Source organism: Tychonema sp. LEGE 07196 (assembly GCF_963890365.1).
Classification (GTDB): domain Bacteria; phylum Cyanobacteriota; class Cyanobacteriia; order Cyanobacteriales; family Microcoleaceae; genus Microcoleus.
Genome location: NZ_CAWPRX010000064.1, coordinates 86,563 through 106,992, shown reverse-complemented (window position 1 = coordinate 106,992; position 20,430 = coordinate 86,563). Strand labels below are relative to the sequence as shown.

The 20,430-nt window shown below is 45.7% G+C and carries 18 protein-coding genes and 1 pseudogene; 8 read left to right on the top strand and 11 right to left on the bottom strand.

Going from position 1 to position 20,430, the window contains the following annotated elements; translation table 11 throughout:
• Positions 1 to 87 precede the first annotated feature (87 nt).
• A complete protein-coding gene (locus AACV78_RS08460) occupies positions 88 to 3,966 on the top strand; it encodes a glycoside hydrolase family 2 protein (RefSeq protein ID WP_228042122.1) in 3,879 nt (1,292 codons plus the stop codon).
• Between the two features lie 125 nt (positions 3,967 to 4,091).
• On the opposite strand, the gene AACV78_RS08455 is transcribed toward AACV78_RS08460, so the two are convergent.
• From AACV78_RS08455 to AACV78_RS08430, 6 genes are all read right to left on the bottom strand, one after another.
• Complete coding sequence (locus tag AACV78_RS08455; protein WP_194011628.1) at positions 4,092 to 4,337, bottom strand: HNH endonuclease; 246 nt, start codon at positions 4,335 to 4,337, stop codon at positions 4,092 to 4,094.
• On the bottom strand, positions 4,334 to 4,774 hold the full coding sequence (locus AACV78_RS08450) for a KGK domain-containing protein (RefSeq protein WP_194011629.1): 441 nt from the start codon (positions 4,772 to 4,774) through the stop codon (positions 4,334 to 4,336). The genes AACV78_RS08455 and AACV78_RS08450 overlap by 4 nt, the downstream gene beginning before the upstream one ends.
• Before the next feature lie 28 nt (positions 4,775 to 4,802).
• On the bottom strand, positions 4,803 to 5,186 hold the full coding sequence (locus AACV78_RS08445; RefSeq protein WP_228042121.1) for a type II toxin-antitoxin system PemK/MazF family toxin: 384 nt from the start codon (positions 5,184 to 5,186) through the stop codon (positions 4,803 to 4,805).
• Positions 5,149 to 5,352: a hypothetical protein gene (locus tag AACV78_RS08440; RefSeq protein ID WP_193972758.1), complete on the bottom strand. Its 204-nt coding sequence runs from the start codon at positions 5,350 to 5,352 to the stop codon at positions 5,149 to 5,151. The genes AACV78_RS08445 and AACV78_RS08440 overlap by 38 nt, the downstream gene beginning before the upstream one ends.
• Positions 5,353 to 5,390: 38 nt before the next feature.
• Positions 5,391 to 7,826 carry a dynamin-like GTPase family protein gene (locus tag AACV78_RS08435; protein ID WP_194011630.1) on the bottom strand — a complete coding sequence of 812 codons (2,436 nt, stop codon included), beginning with the start codon at positions 7,824 to 7,826 and terminating at the stop codon, positions 5,391 to 5,393.
• A gap of 399 nt (positions 7,827 to 8,225) precedes the next feature.
• Entirely contained in the window at positions 8,226 to 9,287 is a 1,062-nt protein-coding gene (locus AACV78_RS08430; protein WP_194011631.1) for a DnaJ C-terminal domain-containing protein, read from the bottom strand.
• A 2-nt stretch (positions 9,288 to 9,289) separates the two neighbouring features.
• Here AACV78_RS08430 and AACV78_RS08425 point away from each other — a divergent pair, with 2 nt between their 5' ends.
• Complete coding sequence (locus AACV78_RS08425; RefSeq protein ID WP_255513006.1) at positions 9,290 to 9,415, top strand: hypothetical protein; 126 nt, start codon at positions 9,290 to 9,292, stop codon at positions 9,413 to 9,415.
• A 116-nt stretch (positions 9,416 to 9,531) separates the two neighbouring features.
• Here AACV78_RS08425 and AACV78_RS08420 read toward each other — a convergent pair whose 3' ends face one another.
• From AACV78_RS08420 to dnaK, 3 genes are read right to left on the bottom strand one after another with little or no spacing between them, the layout of a single operon-like run.
• On the bottom strand, positions 9,532 to 9,885 hold the full coding sequence (locus tag AACV78_RS08420) for a four helix bundle protein (RefSeq protein ID WP_194011632.1): 354 nt from the start codon (positions 9,883 to 9,885) through the stop codon (positions 9,532 to 9,534).
• Positions 9,886 to 9,930: 45 nt separating this feature from the next.
• Positions 9,931 to 10,086: a hypothetical protein gene (locus tag AACV78_RS08415; RefSeq protein ID WP_194011633.1), complete on the bottom strand. Its 156-nt coding sequence runs from the start codon at positions 10,084 to 10,086 to the stop codon at positions 9,931 to 9,933.
• Positions 10,077 to 12,191 (bottom strand): molecular chaperone DnaK, encoded by a 2,115-nt coding sequence (gene dnaK, locus AACV78_RS08410; protein ID WP_194011634.1) that lies wholly within the window; start codon positions 12,189 to 12,191, stop codon positions 10,077 to 10,079. Before dnaK ends, AACV78_RS08415 begins: the two co-directional genes overlap by 10 nt.
• A gap of 270 nt (positions 12,192 to 12,461) precedes the next feature.
• Between dnaK and AACV78_RS08405 the strand changes: the two genes are divergently transcribed.
• The 4 genes and pseudogenes from AACV78_RS08405 (at position 12,462) to AACV78_RS08385 (ending at position 16,046) form a co-directional block, all read left to right on the top strand.
• Complete coding sequence (locus tag AACV78_RS08405; protein ID WP_194011635.1) at positions 12,462 to 13,712, top strand: FAD-dependent oxidoreductase; 1,251 nt, start codon at positions 12,462 to 12,464, stop codon at positions 13,710 to 13,712.
• 181 nt (positions 13,713 to 13,893) lie between these two features.
• Positions 13,894 to 14,148 (top strand): hypothetical protein, encoded by a 255-nt coding sequence (locus AACV78_RS08400; RefSeq protein WP_194011636.1) that lies wholly within the window; start codon positions 13,894 to 13,896, stop codon positions 14,146 to 14,148.
• Positions 14,149 to 14,282: 134 nt separating this feature from the next.
• Positions 14,283 to 15,278, top strand: a pseudogene (locus AACV78_RS28690) (DUF6745 domain-containing protein).
• Positions 15,279 to 15,347: 69 nt separating this feature from the next.
• Positions 15,348 to 16,046, top strand: a complete 699-nt coding sequence (locus AACV78_RS08385) for a phytanoyl-CoA dioxygenase family protein (protein WP_194011637.1) — start codon at positions 15,348 to 15,350, stop codon at positions 16,044 to 16,046.
• A 110-nt stretch (positions 16,047 to 16,156) separates the two neighbouring features.
• On the opposite strand, the gene AACV78_RS08380 is transcribed toward AACV78_RS08385, so the two are convergent.
• Positions 16,157 to 16,795, bottom strand: coding sequence for a restriction endonuclease subunit R (locus AACV78_RS08380; protein WP_194011638.1), 639 nt, complete (start codon positions 16,793 to 16,795; stop codon positions 16,157 to 16,159).
• A 412-nt stretch (positions 16,796 to 17,207) separates the two neighbouring features.
• On the opposite strand from AACV78_RS08380, the gene pds reads away from it, so the two are divergent.
• Positions 17,208 to 18,581 carry a 15-cis-phytoene desaturase gene (gene pds, locus AACV78_RS08375; RefSeq protein ID WP_194011639.1) on the top strand — a complete coding sequence of 458 codons (1,374 nt, stop codon included), beginning with the start codon at positions 17,208 to 17,210 and terminating at the stop codon, positions 18,579 to 18,581.
• A gap of 208 nt (positions 18,582 to 18,789) precedes the next feature.
• Complete coding sequence (crtB, locus tag AACV78_RS08370; RefSeq protein WP_194011640.1) at positions 18,790 to 19,719, top strand: 15-cis-phytoene synthase CrtB; 930 nt, start codon at positions 18,790 to 18,792, stop codon at positions 19,717 to 19,719.
• Between the two features lie 46 nt (positions 19,720 to 19,765).
• On the opposite strand, the gene AACV78_RS08365 is transcribed toward crtB, so the two are convergent.
• On the bottom strand, positions 19,766 to 20,236 hold the full coding sequence (locus AACV78_RS08365) for a hypothetical protein (protein ID WP_194011641.1): 471 nt from the start codon (positions 20,234 to 20,236) through the stop codon (positions 19,766 to 19,768).
• Positions 20,237 to 20,430 lie beyond the last annotated feature (194 nt).

Genomic DNA, 20,430 nt, shown 5'->3' with positions numbered 1-20,430 from the left:
CACTCTCCCACTCTCCCACTCTCCCACTCTCCCACTCTCCCCAGTCGCCGCAACCGACCAATTTATGCAGGCAGCAGCTTATGATAAATGAAGGGACAAATTCGATCGACCCATGTCTGGGAGAAACTTAAGGTGAATCACAAGCTGGCAAAAATTATCGGATTATTCTTCGCAGCCGCCACCGTCTTCGGATTCATGGGTTACACGCTTCAAAATGCCAATTCGGTCAGTAACAGTGCGATATCGTCGATGGGCTTTCCCAATCTTACCATCGCGGCCATTCGGGCGATCGACAACAAACGATCCCAAATCTATCTCAACGGAAAGTGGCAATTTGTCCCCGCAGTTGGCAACCTCCAAACCCCCCCCGCCTCCCCAAGCTGGGGATCCATCTGGGTGCCCGGAGACTGGCAAAAAGAAAACAAGCAATCCGTACCCGGAATTATCACTCGCGGCAGTGGCAAAGATTGGGAAAACTTCAACCGCGAACAACTATCAAAAGCTTGGTACCAACAAACAGCCAACATTCCCGACAACTGGAAAAACCGCCGAATTTTTATTGACTTAGCCAGAGTCAGCACCGATGCAGTAATCTTTGTCAACGGCATTAATTGCGGTCAAATCGAATGGCCTTACGGTACTGTTGAGATTACAAAAGCAGTCAAACCAGGTGACAACACCCTATCTATTTTAGTCGCGGCAGTCTCCGAAGAAAAAGACAAAGCCGTGATTATGAGTCCCACAGAAATCTATACAACAAAATCTAAGCTACAATCGCGGGGAATCATCGGCGAAGTGCGACTCCTCAGCGTTCCCCCAGGCCCGCTAGTCAGCGACGTATTCGTCCAAACATCCACCCGAAAAAAGCAAGTTAAATTAGATATAGAACTCAAAGATGTTTCCCAAAATGGGCAAGTTCAACTAATCGCCCAAATGCTCGATGAACAAGGCAAAGTAGAACAAAAATTTATAGGCAGCGCCACCGTCAAAGCCAAACCAATTCAAACAGTAAAAGTACAGTGGGACTGGCAAAATCCCCGTCTTTGGGATCTAGAAAAACCCAACCTTTACACCCTGCAATTAGAAGTAAAAGGCAGTGGCATCGACACCCAATACAACCAACCTTTCGGCTTCCGCGAATTTTGGATAGAAGGGCGCAAATTTTTCTTCAACGGCACAGAGTTTCGCCTCCGCCCAATCTTGCACTCAGACGGTTCTTGGGAAAGCGGCATAGTAGAAGTTGCTGACAAATTAATTGAAAGCTACATGAAAGCAGGTTTTAACATAGCAGAAACCTGGCCTTGGAATCACGACGAACGGGGTCGGTGGCACTTTCGAGAACTGTTATCAGAAAGAGCAGACCTCAAAGGTTTTCCCATTATGGTGCCGGCCTTAGACGTTAGTCCGATCGCTTGGAACGGCAAGTGGAAAAACCCCCTGTATAGAGACCGCTGGAAAGCGCGAATGATGACAGAAATGCGCCGTTACCGCAATCATCCATCAGTATTAATGTGGGCAACAAGTCCTAATTATTTTGGCAACAGTGAAGACCAAAATCCCCGCCAAATCGGAAAAAGCAAAATAGAAGGAGCTCTCAGGAAATGGGACAGAGATCCCATGCCAATCAAGACTCTCTTCGGCAATGATGCTTTAGCTGCTATTAAATCAGCCGACCCTACCAGACCCGTTATGGTACACCAAGGAGCAAACTTTGGCGATGTTTATGCACTGAATTCTTATTTAAATATGATTCCCCTGCAAGAGAGAGAAGAGTGGATTTCCGAATGGAGCAAAACCGGAGAAATGCCCTACATGGTAGTGGAATTTGGCACACCGTTGCACGTCACCATGATGCGAAATCGCCAAGGCTTTAGTCAGGCCATTCTCAGCGAACCTTGGATGACTGAGTTTGCCGCAATTTATTTGGGCAACCAGGCTTACGAGTTGGAAAGTACGGCTTATAAAGCTAAAATTACCGAGCAATTTGTCAAAGGTCAAAAGTATAAAAGCTGGCATTTTAACAATGATTTAGATTTTGCACCAGCTTTTCAAAAGTTGCAGGAGTTATTCAGCACAAATACTTGGCGGAGTTGGCGGACTTTTGGAATGTCTGGAGGGATGATTCCTTGGAATGACGGACACGGTTGGGAACTTTCTGATGCTGGCAGAAATAAGGTGGATATGGGGGCATTTCAAGCGGGGCAGCGAGGAGTTTATTTGAAGCAAGTCTCGAATAATTATTTGAATTACTTGCAGCCAGAAGCTTACACTATTCATCCGGGCGGCGAGGCAATTATGAATAACAATAGCTCGACTTTGGCTTGGATAGCTGGTGCTAATCCGGTATTTACTGCCAAAGACCATAACTTTTTTGTAGGCGGAAAACTTGCCAAGCAAGTAGTGTTAATTAACGATACCAGGACACCGCAAGAATTTGCATTTGATTGGCGGGTTTTGGTGGGAGGTAACGAAGTAAAAAAAGGCGAAAAGAAAGGAGTTATTCAGCCAGCAGCCACGCTATTCTTCCCAATAGATGTAAAATTGCCAAATACTGTTTACAGCAAGACTGACGGCGAAATTCGCTTGACTGCGCGAGTGGGCGATCGCCCGCATTCCGATAAATTCGCTTTCCGGGTGTTTACCAATGGAAGCAAAATCAAAGATGAGGTGGCAATTTTCGATCCAGTCGGCAAAACATCGGCAATGTTAAAACAGCTAGGTCATCAGCTTGTGCCGTGGAACGGTAATGCAGGGGCAACCACGGGGGGATTGCCCCTACTAATTATCGGTAGGGAAGCGTTTTCTAGCGGGGAAAAATTGCCTGGAAGTTTAGAAAATTTTGTACGCAATGGCGGCAAAGCAATTGTATTTCCCCAAGGGCCAGAATGGCTGGAAAACATGGGTTTTCGGGTTGCACCCCACGTCAGCCGCCGCGCTTATCCAGTTGATAGCAACCATCCCGCAGTTATCGGTTTAGACGGTGAAGATTTGCGCGATTGGACTGGGGAAAGCACGCTGCTTGAAGCCTATCCAGATATGATGGAAACAAGCGTAAAAATTAGTCCGGCACGTATGCCTTGGTACGGCTGGCATTGGGGAAATCGCGGCGGTGTCAGCAGCGCTGCTATTGAGAAGCCGCACCGCAGCGGTTGGCGGCCTATTTTGGAATCTGAGTTTGATTTAGCTTATTCGCCGCTGATGGAATTGGATTACGGTAAAGGGCGGTTGATTTTAAACGAGTTGGATTTGGAAGATCATTATTCTGTAGATGGTGGGGCGGCGCAGTTAGTGCAACAAATTATGAGTTACGGGATGACTTCTCCGGTGCTTGGAAAGCCGGATCAAGTTGTTTTAATTGGGGGAGACAAGGATGCCCAAAAGCTGGACAGTTTGGGGGTATTTTATCAGCGGGCTAATGCGCTTTCTCAGGATGTGGGTTTGGCAATTGTGGGGGCCGAAGCGAATATGAAAGATGCCGACTTGCGCGGTTATTTGAATGCTGGCGGGAAGGCGTTTTTCTTGCCGCGTCAAGTGCCTGTGGCGGCGTTGGGCGTGGGTTTGCAGCAGGCGAAGGATTTCGGTGGTTCGCTGGCGGTTCCGGGTTGGGATGAGGTGAAGGGGCTTAGCAGTTCAGATTTGCGATCGCGCTCTTTTTATGATACTTGGTTGATTAAGTCTGGGGGAGAAATCGGTGGTGACGGTTTGTTAAGTCGGGTACAAGTTGGTAAGGGTGTGGCGATTTTCTCTCAAATTGACCCGGACAGTTTGAATGCGGATGATAAGACTTATTTGCGTTTTACTCGCTGGCGGCAAACTCGGGCAAATGCTCAGATTTTGGCTAATTTAGGGGCTAGTTTTAAGGCGGATGGATCTGTGTTTAACGGGTCGAGTCGGGAGTTTTATCACTGGGATTATAAGGCGGATTTTGAGAATGGGGACGATCCTTATCGGTATTATAGATGGTAGGATTTTTTAACCGCAGAGGGCGCAGAGGACACAGAGAAAGAGAAGAGAGAATTGATCGCAGTAGGGAAACGGCACTGCCGTGTCCTCTATCTCTGCTAGTACCTACTTACCTGAAAAATGCTGTATCACAGGTCAAAGTGTCGCCGGAAGCGCGGGTCTAGTTTGTCGGTTTTCCTTTGGTTGCAGGGGCGGCAGAGGGTTTGCAGGTTGCTGATGTCGTTGCTGCCGCCGCGCCCTAGGGGGATGATATGATCGATCGTCAGTTCTGCTTCTAGTTTGGTTTGGCCGCAGCTTTGGCACTGATATTTGTTGCGAGTAAATACGTATTTTCTGACTTCGGGTGGAATGGGGATTCTTGGGGTTTTAGTCATGAATTGTGCGGTTGATTTTCCGAGTTTAGTAGTTGGCGGCGCAAATCGTCAAGGGGTGATTCTGGAGGGCTAATTTCTAATTGATTGTTTTCTGGTGTTTCTTCAACTTTTGGTTCATCTGGACAAAATTCTATAGTGACATTGAGTTTGAGCTTAATTTTTCCTTTCTTCCAGCCCTGAGCACCCACTCTGAGAATTTCACAATCTATACCTTCACCAAACCATTTTTCATAGAAATAACGTGTTAGGTCAGTAGTTAAACCGACATTAATATCTAGTTTCTGTTTGCTTAACGAACTATTTAGTGTCTGTCCCAACCCATTTTCAGGCAAAACTTCATTTACTGTTTCCTTGAGTTTTTCTACTTTAAGCATTGCGTTACCGAAAGATAAAGCATCCTCATTACCGCAGTTGTGAAAATCAAATTTATCTTCCATATTCTTGCCACCCTCGTGTAAGTCCTATTTAATCTACTATTTCTAATTCCAAAGCTACCATTAAACAGCGATTAACGTGGTTTATAGCCTCAGTTGAAAGAGAACCCAGTTGGCGAGTAATCATTGATTTATTTAGGGTAAAAATGGACTCGCATCTAACTACAGACTCCACTCTAATACCAGCTAATGCAATTTCATCTCCTGTTATCAAATATTGAGCCACCCTCAAAGGGCGAGTTGTCTTAGAGGTACAAGGTACAACCATCACATCGTCAAGAATTTGGTTGAGATTATCTGCCGAAATTATCACAGCCGGACGCAGTTTAAACTGTGTTAGCTGACTAGAAGGCATTGGCACTTGAGCCAACACTACATCACCGCGCCGTAAGTTCATCGGCAAATATTTCGTCATAAATGTCATTTTCCGCACTCAGCCAATCTTGATAAGCTTGAGATTCAAGCATCGGTTGAACAGATTCTTTCCCTCTTGTCAAAAACAGCGCGAGGTTGAGAAGTATTGCCAACTTATCATCTGGAAGTTGCTCGATTATTGTTAGAAGTTTTTGGCGAATGTTCATAGAATTAAAGTCGCTCTTTGCTGGCAATTATAGCACAATTAGTCAAAATCCACCGCAACGCTATTGTTTTCTACAATTACAGGCAACAAATGCTCGTGCAACTTCATCGCCCGCAAACAATCATTAATCCCAGAAACCGCCCGATCGTACTTTTCGATCTTTTCTTCATTCTCCCCTTGCAGCCGCAGATTCTTGGCAATTTTCTCCTCAGCTTCCTGTGCTAAAGTTTGTTCCAAATAATCGCGGGCTTGACTGTATTTCTGCAAAATATCATCAGCTTGCTGTTCCGCCATCGGTAACAAATGCTCTTTCAGCGTTTGGTTGACAGTTTGGCGGAAAGTTTGCCGAATAGTTCTAGATACTTTTGGCTCAAAATCTAGCCGCAACAATTGCCGAATAGCCGGTTGCGCGTCCACCATGTTTTCGCAATCGTAACCTTGAGATGTTTGCTGTAATGTTTCCCGGAATTGGTAAATCGAAAACGTTCCTTCGTCGTAAAAACGGGGACTTTCTCGTACGTAGCGATCGCACTCGACACCCGCTGCATTCACCAAAGCATTAGAAACCCGCTGCGATAACTCCTCTAACTGCTGTTCAATTCCCCCATCATTCCCCAACAACCGATAAAGCAATCGATAGTATTCCGACTTGCGAACGCTGTCTTTCAGATACTGGAAATAATTATCAATCAGTGACTTAGTAGCCTCTACTAAAATATCTTCCAACTGATTCGCTAAATAATAAAGCGCTTCCACTAAAACAGCAATTAAAGGTGCTGTAGCATTGCGGGGATGAGTCATCAAAGTGCGTCCGTAAGCCGCCTCTACCGAAAATCCGTCTAACAATTCATCCAAGCGGCGGATCATCCGAGATTGCAGTTGTCGAAAATCAATGTCAAAAATATCGCATTTATTCATAATCATTTCATTGATTTCTTTGGCGATATGTTCCCGAAAGTCTTGTCCTACTTGCTGCAATTCTTGATTTAAGCGCAAAAGTTCTTGGGCTTTCATCGCTTCAATTTCGCGGGGCTGGCTGTCCAAACTCCGCTGGATTGTTTGGTACTGTTTCCGCAGTTGAATGCACAAATCTTCTAAATCGTCAGCGAGATTTTTGAACAGTTGCGGGCGCTTTTCTTTGGTGAGATAATCAGTGATGGCTGTGCGAAAATCTTCGATACCGCTATCTTGAATTAATTGCTGGATTAACGGTTGACCTTGTTCTGCAAGAATCCGCACGTAGTTTTGATTTGGGGTTTCGTAGCTATTAACTGAAATCCGAAATCTGCTGGGAGATAGTTTACCAGAATTCGCACAGTAGCGGTTAAATTCGCTGACAAATTGCGGTGTGTCTTGACTATTTTCGCTGTTGTTACCCGAATTCGTGTCTGCATCAAGGCGATCGCGACTTTCGGCAAATATTGTATCCAAACCAAAGCGATCGCGCCCGGTTGTCCCTCTAATTAAACTCCCGTAAAATCCCAGCAATCCGCTGGTTTTATAGACTCTGGTAGTGTCGCGAAAGTCGGAATTAATCAGATTTTCTAAGCGCTGGATCAGTTGCGTGTTGTACCAAGTTTCGTCAATGCGGTTGAAAATGTAAAACAGCCGATCGCGAATTCCCGGATTCGATCGCGTTTTCTCCATCAACTCCGTCTCTTCCGTCGTCATTTCCCCAGACGACGCAGCCTTCAACACGCAAACAACCGCCGAAGTATCAGGGCTTTCAATCTTATCGTAGGTCAATTCCGCATCCTGTTTAACAGGCGCATCAATTCCCGGCGTATCGATAATAATATTACCATCTTTCAGCAGTGGATGGCAACAATAATATTCAACTCGTTTCAGCACAGCACTGTTGCTACCGCGCCGCGCATAACTAGCAGCTTCCTTGAGATTGGAAAAGTTAAACTGTTCCATAGAATAAGTAGCGTTATCGACAGTTTGGATGCGCTCGCGATTAGCTTCAAAACCTTCTAGCAACAGTATCAAAGCCTTAGCTTGTTTGGCTAGCTCCGATTTATTTTCTCCGCCTTCCTTTTCGATGATTATCAAACATCCCTGAGATAAAATCTTTACTACATCTATTTGATTAATATTGATTTCAGTAGTTAAATTCAACTGCTCGCACAGAGCATAAACTTGAGCGCGAATCTCAACTTCGCTCGAAAAAGTTAGAACAACGCGCTCTTTTTGGGCCGATTCAGCATAGGCGATGTAACACTCAGTACCAGTTGCGTGTCCTTCAGCACTGTAGAGCAATTCTCGCTCTAACAAAGCATTAATCAACATCGATTTTCCTGCACTAAAAGCGCCCGCAAACACAATTTCAAATTCAGGAGAAATTGCCTTTTTTAGAGACGCTTGTACCGCCGTAATATCTTGTTGTCGCAAAGACGGTTCTTGACGCAGCAGTTGCAGTAAAGTGTCAACTTGCTCTTGCAGATTATTGCATTGGGGCGGCATTTGAGTCATGGCGGCAGACTTCTCCTGATTGTCGAAAAATTACTTTAGTTAATCCTGGACGCACGGGGGTTCAGAAACCGGGTTTTTTGGTCAAATATTCAGTTTTAGCCGACAGATTGAGTAAAAATTCCGGTTTCTTGGTCGGAGTGGATATAGGATTACTTGTTGTTAATTTTCGGCTAATTCAGAAATAATTGCAACAGTAATTTTACTTAGGTTATCGAGGATTGCTCAATACAATTAGTAGTAAGGAACGAAAATTAAATAAGTTAAACATCTCGCACACTCCTCTGTTTCCCTAAGCAGCGAGGTCAAAAGAGGCTCTTCCTCGCCCCAGAAGCATTACCAGGCAGAGCCTGGTAACGAGTCCTTGTCATTTTTAAGGTACCCATTGCGCGCACTACAGAATTAAACCGACAAATCTTGACGCGGTTTAAAAGTTTCAATCTGCCGCAATTTTTCGTATAATTCCCGTTCTTCTTCACTAATTTCCTTGGGAATTAACACCTGAATTTCTACTAGCTGATCGCCCCGATCGCCATTTCCAGTCGGATAGCCTTTATTTGCCATCCGCAACCGCTTTCCAGAGGTGACTCCCGGCGGTAGTTTCATCTTCACCGGGCCATCCAGCGTCGGCACTTCCACATCTCCACCAAGCACCGCTTCGCAGGGTGTCAGCAGCAATTGGCAGCAAATATCCGACATTTCTAAGCTAAAAAATGGATGGGGAGAAACTGTGATTTTTAAGTACAAATCGCCGCCGCCAATACCTTGATTTCGCAGGCGAATTTGCTGGCCCGATACCATCGCTGCAGGCATATTTACCTCGATCCACCGCCCGTCATCCAAACGAATGCGCTCGGTACCGCCGGAATAAGCTCTTTCCAAAGGCAGAGTCAGCCTGGCCTCGATGTCTCTTCTGATTTCGCGATCTTCTATTTCTCTAGTTTCGCGTCGCATTTCGCGATCGTCAAAATCCCTTCTATCTTCCCGATAATTAGCAACATAACTTGTTTTCTTAGAAGCCGTACTCCAGGGTTCCGAGGCGGGAACTCGCGGTGCATCATTCGCCGTCGCCATCCTCACTTCCCGTCGCCTTCCAAGCACTTGATCGAGAAATTTATTAAAATCCGAGTAATCGCTAAAATCGATATCTTCGGCTGGTTTTTGGCGGCTAGCTTTGTTATTTCCCCAAGTTTTGAAGTTGGGAAGTTTTACGCCTTGTTTCCCTTGAAATCCTTTTTGTTTCCAGAATTTACTAAACTGATCGTATTGAGCTCGCTTTTCGATGTCGGAAAGAATATCGTAAGCTTCATTAATATCCTTAAAGTTATCTTCAGCAAATTTGTCACCCGGATTCACGTCTGGGTGTAACTGTCTCGCCAGTCGGCGATAGGCTTTTTTGATCTCATCAGCCGTAGCGTCTCTGGGAACTCCGAGTATTTGATAGTAATTACGAAAATTTTGCATAATTGAAGAAGGAAGAAGGAAGAGGGAAGAGGGAAGAAGGAAGAAGGAAGAGGGAAGAAGGAAGAGGGAAGAAGGAAGAGGGAAGAGGGAAGAGGGAAGAGGGCTATAACGGCTTCGCAAGCGGGTAAAAAGAGGGAAGAGGGAAGAAGGAAGAAGGAATAATTTTGGAGATGGAAGAGGGCTATAACGGCTTCGCGAGCGGGTGAAAAGAGGGAAGAAGGAAGAGGGAAGAATTAAAGAGGTCTTATTCGGATTGAAGTTTATTGATAGTGCTGACAATTAGTCGTGTGACTTCATCCACTTCTTTAACAACAGGTGATATTTGCTCGTGTGTTCCTAACCCCACTTTTTCATAAATCACTAAATGAGTATCCAGTTCTCGCAGTGAACCAAGAGCTATTTGTAAGAATCGAATATACTCTTTCGTGCTAACACGTCCATATCCCTCAGCAATATTAGCTGGTACTGATACAGATGCACGGCGAATTTGACTGGTAAGACCATATAGTTCAGATAGAAGAAAAGATTTGGTTAATTCGTAGCAAAGTTGACAAAGATAAATACCCCGCTGCCAAATGTATTGCTCTCTATGACTCATAAAATATACTTTTCTCCCTACCTGTGATAGTAACTCCAATTTAATTCAAAGAATCTTAGTCCTAGGTATAGGGAATAAAAAGCTTTGAGAAGTTGCAGGAAAAAAGCTGTCATATATTCTGAGAATTAAGACCTGCTCTTTTCCTTCTTCCTTCTTCCTTCTTCCTTCTTCCTTCTTCCTTCTTCCTTCAATTAGAGCCAATCGTCGTCATCATCCCAATCGTCGCTTTGATTTTGATAAGGGCGACTGGGGCGATTGGTGCTGCTTCTGCGATCGTATGAACGATCGCGATCGTCCGGGCGATCGTAGGAGCGATCGTAGGAGCGATCGTAGGAGCGATCGTAGGGGCGATCGGGAATTGGATCGACAGTCGATCGCCTGTACGGCTTAGCATTGGTATAATAGCTGCTGTCATCGCTGCGGCGCTTAGTACCGTCGCCCGTAAAAGTGCGCTTCACAGACTCAAAGAAATCATCATCATCGTCATCCATCGCAAACGCTGCAACTTCGCGGTTCAAATCGTAAAGAGCATCTTGCAAATCCGAACCAACTTGGTCAACTCCCCGCTCGTCGTTGCGTTCCAAACTGTCTCGCAACTCCCGAATTAAGGTTTCAATTCGCTGGCGGCTTCTTTGAGCAAACTGCATTCCGCGATCGAGCGCCACCTCTCGCAACTGTCGCTCAGCTTGATAAGCCAAAGCTTCAGCACGATTGCGTTTTTCGACTTTTTCCCGCTGCAATTTATCAGCTTGAGCAAACTGTTCCGCATCGCGAATCATTTGATTCACTTCCTGCTGAGAAAGCGTCGAAGCACCTTGCACAGTAATGCTTTGTTCCCTGCCGGTAGTTTTGTCCAAAGCAGTCACCAACAGCATCCCGTTAGCATCAATATCAAAAGCTACTTGTACCTGCGGAATCCCTCGCGGTGCCGGCGGAATTCCACTTAGTTTGAACCGTCCCAAAGACTTATTATCTCTACCTAATTCCCGTTCCCCTTGGATGATGTGAACTTCTACCACAGTTTGGTTATTTTCGGCCGTGGAAAAAACGTCCGATCGCCTAACAGGAATAGTAGTATTCCGAGGAATCAGTTTTTTCATCACCCCGCCGATAGTTTCCAAACCCAGAGAAAGCGGCGTCACGTCCAACAGCAGCACATCGCGGACATCCCCCGCCAAAATTCCCGCCTGAATTGCCGCACCCACCGCCACAACCTCATCGGGATTCACATTTTGATTCGGTTCGCGATCGATCAAACTGCGAACAATTTCCTGCACCAGAGGAATCCGAGTCGAACCGCCGACCAACACAATTTCATCAATCCGAGAAGGATTCAAATTTGCATCAGCCAAAGCTTGTTTCACCGGACGGCGCATCCGCTGCACCAAATCGCTGCACAGCCCTTCAAATTGACCGCGAGTCAGTCGCGTTTCCAAATGCAAAGGCCCATCTTCATTCGCATCGATAAACGGCAAATTAATCTCGGTAATTCCGACTCCCGAAAGCTCAATCTTAGCTTTTTCCGCCGCTTCGATCAACCGCTGCAAAGCTTGGCGGTTTTTTCGCAAATCCACGCCTTCTTTTTCTAAAAATTGTTCGGCCAACCAATCAACAATTTTGGAGTCAAAATCATTGCCGCCCAATTGAGTATCGCCGCTAGTTGCCTTGACTTCAAATACTCCGTCTCCCACGTCTAAGATAGATACATCAAAAGTACCGCCCCCCAAATCAAAAACTAAGATTGTTTGACTTTCTCTTCTTTCCAAACCGTAGGCCAAAGAAGCCGCCGTCGGTTCATTTAAAATCCGCTTCACATCAAGTCCGGCAATTCTGCCAGCATCCCGCGTCGCCTGTCGCTGGGAGTCGTTGAAATAAGCGGGAACAGTGATTACAGCCCCCGTGACTTCTTGTCCGAGATAGCGGCTGGCTTCGTCGGCCAACTTCCGCAACACCATCGCCGCAATTTCCTCTGGGGCAAAATCTTTTTTCAGGCGAGGGCATTTGATTTTGATGTTTCCGTTGTCGTCGCGGCGAGTTGTGTAAGGGACGCGCTTTGCTTCTGGAGTCAGTTCGGTATATTTGCGTCCGATGTACCGTTTGACAGCGTAAAAGGTGTTTTGCGGGTTGAGAACAGTTTGGCGTCTGGCCATCTGTCCGACAAGGCGTTCTCCTTCTTTTGTGAAAGCAACCACCGAAGGAGTTGTCCGCATCCCTTCTGCGTTGGCAATCACAACTGGTTTGCCGCCTTCCATGACGGCTACTACTGAGTTTGTCGTTCCGAGGTCAATGCCAACTACTTTTCCCATACGTCCGTTGTCTCCTGTGGCGTTGTGTCTAGCTTTTTAAATATAAGCGCAAGTACGATCGCATTTATTGTACCTTGTCGAGCCACGGGGCTGCGGGCGGTTCTCTCACTCGTGGCTGAAACGGTTCGTAGTAGGGACTTGAGTCCGTAACAGCCGGCGGACTGAAATCCGCACTACAAACGATCGCACAGGATATAACTCCCATTCTCTAGCAAAGCCATACAATGTAAGTAATTAGCAAACTTATTCATCAAGCGGGAGCCGAAAAATATGGCTGTCAACTCGGTTGAGAATTCAGAATTCACTACAACTCATTCTGTCATTGACTCGCAGGAAACAAGCTGCTGCATAGTAGGAGGCGGGCCCGCTGGCGCTGTTTTAGCACTGCTTTTAGCGCGGCAAAACATTCCGGTGATGCTGCTAGAAAAACACAAAGATTTCGATCGAGAATTTCGCGGCGATACCCTGCATCCGTCAGTAATGGAAATTATGGATCAATTGGGAATAGCCGACAAATTACTGGAACTGCCCCATACCAAAATGCGTCGCCTCACCATCCAAGCAGGTGAAAATACTGCCGCCCTCGTAGATTTGAGCAGTCTCAAAACCAAGTACCCTTACATTACAATTCTTCCCCAAGTCAAGTTTCTGGAATTCATCACCGCCGAAGCGCAGCGCTACCCCAATTTTCAGCTAATAATGGGAGCTAACGTCCAAGAAATAATTACAGAAAATGGCGCAGTGTGCGGAATTCGCTATCGCGGACATGGGGGATGTCATGCAGTGCGATCGGCACTGACTGTCGGTGCAGACGGTCGCTTTTCCCGCCTGCGCCAATTAGCAGGTTTTGAACCGATTAAAACTTCGCCGCCGATGGATGTTCTGTGGTTCCGTTTGCCGCGCAGTCCCCACGATGTCAAAGATTCCGGTGTGGGAGGGCGAGCTGCGGGAGGTCATTTATTAGTGGTTATTGACCGCCTGGATTACTGGCAAATAGGCTATGTAATTCTCAAAGGCAGCTATCAGAAATTGCGCGATTCAGGCATAGAAAATTTGCAAAAATCTGTGGCTGAACTAGCACCGGAATTTGCAGATAGAGTCGCTCAACTCAAAGATTGGTCGCAGATTTCATTTCTGTCAGTTGAATCGAGTCGCCTTCCCCGCTGGTATCGTCCCGGTTTGCTCTTAATTGGGGATGCCGCTCACGTCATGTCGCCCGTTGGCGGTGTGGGAATTAACTATGCGATTCAAGATGCTGTCGTCGCGGCTAATGTACTCAGCGCCTCCCTGAAAAACGATCGCGTGCATCTGTGGGATTTGGCAGAGGTGCAGCGACAGCGGGAGTTACCCACACGCCTCATTCAAGCATTTCAGTCCTTTATGCAGGAGCGAATTATTAAGGGGGCATTAAATAGCGATCGACAGTTTACACCGCCACCTTTGTTGCAGTTACCAATTTTGCGAAATATTCCGGCGCGATTAATTGGTTTTGGATTAACTCGGGTTCGCGTGCAAAATTAATCAGATACACCAATCCTAAATATAGAGGTAGAATGACGCACGGGTGGTCAGAAACCGGGTTTTTTGACGAAAATCTTTCGCACTCACCCACAGATTCGGTAAAAAACCCGGTTTCTTTGGCATAGATGCGTCTAGGACTGACAAGATTGAATTTCAGTACAAACTTAAGGAGACCAGAGTTATGCAAAGTATTAAAGTTCGATCGCGCGTCGGTTCGGACGGGATGTTGCATTTGCAAGTCCCCGTTGGGATTAAAGATACAGATTTGGAAGTTATTGTAGTTTTCCAGCGCATAGCACCGGCAACTGAGGCTAAAACACCGGAAGATTTAGGCTGGCCCCCCGGTTTTTTTGAGAGAACTTTAGGATGTTTTCGGGATGAACCTTTAGTGCGGGGAGAACAAGGGGAATATGAAGAACGAGAAGAATTGCTGTAATGCCAGCGAGTACGATTCTCAACTATACTTAAGTTATTGGGATGATGTGGAATCAAAGCTAGAGTGAGTAATTACACAGTTTACATATAAATCTGAATATTTAGAGAGATAGATTGCTCATTGAGAGGAAAACGATGATGGAAAAACTTACTCCCGAACCAGAAGCGTTAATTCCAGTTTATCTAGAAAAGTGGCGAAAAATTGCTCTTTCCACTGAGCCGCTCGACCGCGAAAAAGCGACAGAAGCAGTAAGAGGTGCTTATGATATGATGGGCATGATAAAATGGCCTGAAATCCTGTTCTTTGATAGTCCTTATGCAGTTTTTAGAGCAATAGAGTGGATAGAGATTATTTGTTACCGTCTAGTGTATGAAGAACTATATACAGAAGTAAGAGGTAAGCTGTCTGAGCAACGATCGGAGAAAGTATCGCATGAAATTCACGGTTGGCTGGATTGGGGACTCTATGAGTAACTTTACGGTCCACTGCTAAACCAACTCAATCAGTTATTTGAACCTGAACTGGAACCAGAGGGAATTGTTTATTCTGGCTGTGGCTTTGATTTTTATATTTCCGTGTTAAATTGCGATTACGATCCTAAAGAATGGGCAACAATTCAGAGTTTATTCAAAGAGTGTGGCTTTATTTTAGCTAACGAAGATGTTTGCCTGGTTTGCGATCGCCCCCGCATCCTCTCCTTCGACAGCCAACACCGCCTTCACGCCGAAGGTGCACCCGCCATTCAATTTGCCGACGGATACAGCGTCTACTCCTATCATGGCGTTACCTTACCCGAAAAATATGGAAAACTGCACCCGCACGAATGGCAACCTCAATGGCTTTTAGAAGAAAAAAATGCCGAACTGCGGCGAGTGCTAATTCAAGCAATTGGTTACGATCGCATTTGCGAACAATTAGCAGCCGTTGAATTAAATACTTGGCAAGAATACACTTTATTAAAAATTGATAAAAACGTTGACGTAGAGCCGATTTATCTGTTAAAAATGACTTGTCCCAGCACCGGATTTATTCACGCTTTGCGAGTGCCGCCTGATATTAACTCAGCACGAGAAGGGATTCGCTGGGTAAATTGGGGAGTCGATCCAGAGGATTTTTCAGTACAGACTTGAATGGCATTACAGTTTTATCAACAAAAGTGCTAAACTTATTTTCCCATAACTTACGCTCTCCATCGGCTTATGAACGAATATATTGAGCAAATAACAAGCAGTGGTTTTGCGCTCGCATCCAATATTATTGACACAGATACAATCGATCGAGTCAGCCAAGAATTGGAAGCAGTCAATGCTGCTGAACCAAAAATTAAGCACGGGCCAAGTGCGGGCGGAATTAGAAATATATTAGATCTTCTACCAAACATCCGAGGATTAGCTAATGACGATCGTCTGCGAAAATTAGTTGAACCAATTTTGGGCAAACAAGCAGTCATAATACGCGGCATCTTATTTGACAAAACATCGGCAGCAAATTGGAAAGTAGCATGGCATCAAGACTTAACAATTGCAGTGCGCGCACAAATTAACGTTCCTGGGTTTAATACTTGGTCTATAAAAGCAGGTATTGTTTGCGTTCAACCGCCAATCTTCGTAAGGGAAAATATTTTAACTTTGAGGCTGCATTTAGATGACGCAAATGAAACTAATGGAACGTTAAAAGTGCTACCTAGTTCTCACCTATACGGGCAAATGAGTGCTGAAGCAATACAAATCTGGAAACAAAATAGATTAGCTATTACTTGTAATGTTTCCAAAGGTGGCGTGTTGGTCATGCGACCATTATTATTGCACTCTTCATCGGCTGCAATCGCTCCGTCTCGGCGACGAGTTATACATTTGGAATATAGTTCGCTCGATTTGCCGGAAGGATTAGAATGGTAGGGAACTTAGGAATAATTGGTAAGAAGGGACGAATTTGTCGATTTTCTAATTAGTTAACTGTTCATTTCTTATTTAACCGAAGTACAACCGCGTATATGAGCGATCCCCTTCTAAGCCAGATTGCCAACATTCAACTCACCGAGGCGCTTCAAAATACTCAGCACACTGTACAAATCGTTCCCCGGATTGAAAAGGTAAAACTTCCGAGAAAAAGCGTACTGCGGTGTTTGTCGCTTAACTAATTTGACAAATAGAAAATCTGCCCCATTCATTAACAATCCGTAAGTAGGTCGATCGGCACTGAGATTAGCTAACATATAAGCTAGTAACTGCGGAATCCCGACCTCCAAAGAAAACGCAGCTTTCTTGGACTCGATCGCCACTACCCAAAACTCCTGAAACAAAGCCACAACATCCAACTGTCCCCTGACAATCATTCCTTCATCTTCGTCAATAATTTCTACAGATTTTTCTGAAGTAACATGAAAAGGAACAAGATAGAAATCAGCTAAATCCAAAAACGGAGACAGCACCACCATTTTCACTGTATTTTCGAGGAGTGGGGGATGTTCTAGCAAATTATTGTAGCTTGCTTTCACTCTATCCAGGCGCTGTTTTTCAGCATCAGTTATTTCTGGCAGATCGTCTTGCCACTCGCGAAAGAATTGGTCATCCTCAACCCACTCAATTTTGAATTGAGCTTCCAAATCATTTAGTGCAAAATTTCTAGCTTGAATTGTTTGTGCCATGAATTTAACTTTTTTAACCAATTGTTTTGATAATTTATGATAGCAAAACTTAATAAGAAGAGAAGAGGAGACGGCAGTGCTCGCCGTTGGTGGCCCAGAAACCGGGTTTTTTGCGAAGTTTGTGGGTGAAACCGAAAGATTGTCGGAAAAACCCGGTTTCTGATTCGTCGTTGGTGGCCCAGAAACCGGGTTTTTTGCCAAGTTTTTGGATGAAAGCGCAAGATTGTCGGAAAAACCCGGTTTCTGATTCGCCGTTGCGTGGCCGAGAAACCGGGTTTTTTGCCAAGTTTTTGGATGAAAGCGCAAGATTGTCGGAAAAACCCGGTTTCTGATTCATCGTTGCGTGGCATGGAAAATGTAACGAGTTGTAACGTATAATTAAGGCGAAGCGAACAGAGGGCAGTAGTATTAAATGCGAGTTGCGATCGCCGGAGCCGGCCTAGCAGGGTTATCCTGTGCAAAATATCTCACCGATGCGGGCCACACCCCCATCCTCCTAGAAAGTCGGGACGTACTCGGCGGCAAAGTAGCCGCTTGGAAAGATGCAGACGGCGACTGGTACGAAACCGGCCTCCACATATTTTTCGGTGCATACCCAAATATGCTCCAACTATTCAAAGAACTAGACATCGAAGACCGGCTGCAATGGAAAGAGCACTCGATGATTTTCAATCAGCCGGAAACACCCGGAACCTATTCGCGCTTTGACTTTCCGAATATTCCGGCTCCCTTCAACGGCCTTGTGGCTATCCTCAGAAACAACGATATGCTCACCTGGGCCGAAAAAATCAGTTTCGGCATCGGTTTGGTTCCGGCGATACTTCAGGGCCAGAAATACGTTGAAGAAATGGACAAATACTCCTTTTCCGAGTGGCTCAAAAAGCAAAACGTCCCCCCCAGAGTCGAGAAAGAAGTATTCATCGCCATGTCCAAGGCGCTGAATTTTATCGACCCCCACGAAATATCTGCAACCATTCTGCTGACAGCCCTCAACCGCTTCTTGCAAGAGACAAAAGGCTCGAAAATGGCTTTTTTAGACGGTTCCCCTACGGAGAGGTTGTGTCAGCCGATGGTAGACTACATAACTGAGCGCGGTGGCGAAGTCCGGTTGAATGCACCCATCGGGGAGTTTTTGCTCAATGATGACAACACGGTGCGCGGTTTCCAGATTCGGGGTGTCAAGGGGGCAGAGTCAGAAGTTCTGACGGCTGATATTTACGTTTCGGCGATGCCGGTTGACCCGCTGAAGTTGATGATGCCGAAACCTTGGGCCGAAATGGGTTATTTCAAAAAGCTCGAAGGTTTGGAGGGTGTACCGGTGATTAATGTACACTTGTGGTTCGATCGCAAGTTGACAGATATCGACCACTTGCTGTTCTCGCGATCGCCCTTGCTGAGCGTCTACGCCGACATGAGCAACACCTGCCGCGAATATGCCAACCCAGACAAATCCATGCTGGAACTGGTACTCGCACCTGCCAAAGACTGGATAGGCAAATCTGACGAAGATATCGTCGCAGCCACAATGGTCGAGTTAGAAAAACTCTTTCCCGACCAAATCCCAGAACCCGCCAAACTGCTCAAATATCACGTAGTCAAAACCCCACGTTCCGTCTACAAAGCCACTCCCGGCCGCCAAGAGTGCCGTCCCACCCAAACCACTCCCATTAGCAATTTCTATCTAACGGGGGATTATACAATGCAGCGTTATCTTGCGAGTATGGAAGGTGCTGTGCTTTCTGGTAAGCTGACAGCGCAGGCTATTTCAACGGCCAATAACCAATGAAAAATTAAGAATTTTTCATAAATACTGGGATTTGCGCGCGGGCGACGTGAAACCGGGTTTTTAGCCAAAATATTTGCTGAAAACCCTCAATCTCGGTTCAAAAACCAGGTTTCTCGGTTCGGATGCGTCATTCCTAAAGACGTAAAAGAATCTCCCGTTGTCTCAACGGGGGAATGTCAGTTCTAATCTTTAAATTTCTTATTCTCGGATGCTGCAACTGTCAAAACTCCAGTGCATGAGAACTCTGGCTTCTTTGGAAGAATCCTACGAATTGTGCCGCCAAGTCACAGCGAGTTATGCCAAAAATTTTTATTTAGGCACTCAACTCATGCCCGAAGCCAAGCGTCGGGCTATCTGGGCGATTTACGTTTGGTGCCGCCGCACCGACGAACTCGTAGACGGGCCAGGTTCTGAGGCGACAACCCCTGAAACTCTAAATCTGTGGGAAAAACGCCTAGAATCATTGTTTGCCGGCCATCCCCACGACGATTACGACGTGGCTTTGGTGGATACCTTGTCTCGTTTCCCGATCGACATTGGGCCGTTTAGAGAGATGATTGCGGGCCAGCAAATGGACTTGTACCGCAGCCGCTACGAAACTTTTGAAGAGCTCAATCTTTACTGTTATCGAGTAGCGGGTACTGTCGGGCTGATGTCGATGTCTGTAATGGGTGTAGACGAATCGAACCGGGCTGCCAACTGGAATTGGCACTGGGGAAATAAAATTCCCAAGGAAGAAGCAATCGCCCTCGGTATAGCCAAGCAGTTAACTAACATTCTGCGCGATGTCGGAGAAGACGCCCGTCGCGGCCGCATTTATCTGCCCTTAGAAGACTTAGCGCTGTTTAACTACACCGAAGAAGATTTATTCAACGGTGTGATTGACAACCGCTGGCGGGAGTTGATGAAGTTTCAAATCCAGCGAGCTCGCAAATTATACGCCAGCGCCGAGCCCGGAATCAAAGTTTTGAGTCCCGATATCCGCTGGACAGTTTGGGCTGCTACGATGTTGTACAGCAGAATCTTAAATGCGATCGAACGGAATCAGTACGATGTTTTCCAGAAGCGGGCTTATGTCAGCAATTCTCAGAAATTGCTGTGTCTCCCCGCCGCTTGGATAAAGTCAAAAGTGCTTTAGCCTCCGGCAATATTGCTTCGATATCAGTCCGCGCCGGCGGACTTTGTTATGGCGCATCAAAATTCTCTTCGGAGGGCTGATTTTTGCTTTCCAGCAATTGTTTTTCCTGCTGGAGTTTGGCTTCTAAATTTTGAATTTGTTCGCGGCGGGCTTCAAGTTCGATCGATCTGCGAGACAATTCTTGACTTTGCAAAGTGAGAGATTGGCGGCACTCTTCTGCTTTCTGGGCTTCTTGCTGCCAAAAATCGGGAGTAAAGCCTGTGGCTAAATACTTTTCAACTAATTCTAGCACCCAGTTTGTAGCTGTTTGAACCTGCAAAATGTTTCGATTTTCGCCAATATCTGCTAATACTAGCATTCCTTCATTTAACACATTTTGATTACAATTTGGCGGCACTCTCAAGACAGTTTGTTCGGGAAGAATAGCCCAAGTCTCATCAGCATTTTGACAAGCCAGTAATTGCAGACTTATTTCACCTAAAATATCCTTCTTTTGTACTTGGGCTAAATATAGCATAAAGGTTATTAGTTATTGGTTATTAGTTATTGGTTATTAGTTATTGGTTATTAGTTATTGGTTATTAGTTATTGGTTGTTTGTTATTGGTTGTTTGTTATTGGTTATTTGTTATTGGTTGTGGCCGAGACTCGATCCCCCTCGCATCCCCATTTTTAAGGGGGATTAGGGGGGATCGAGAGGATGGGGACTCAG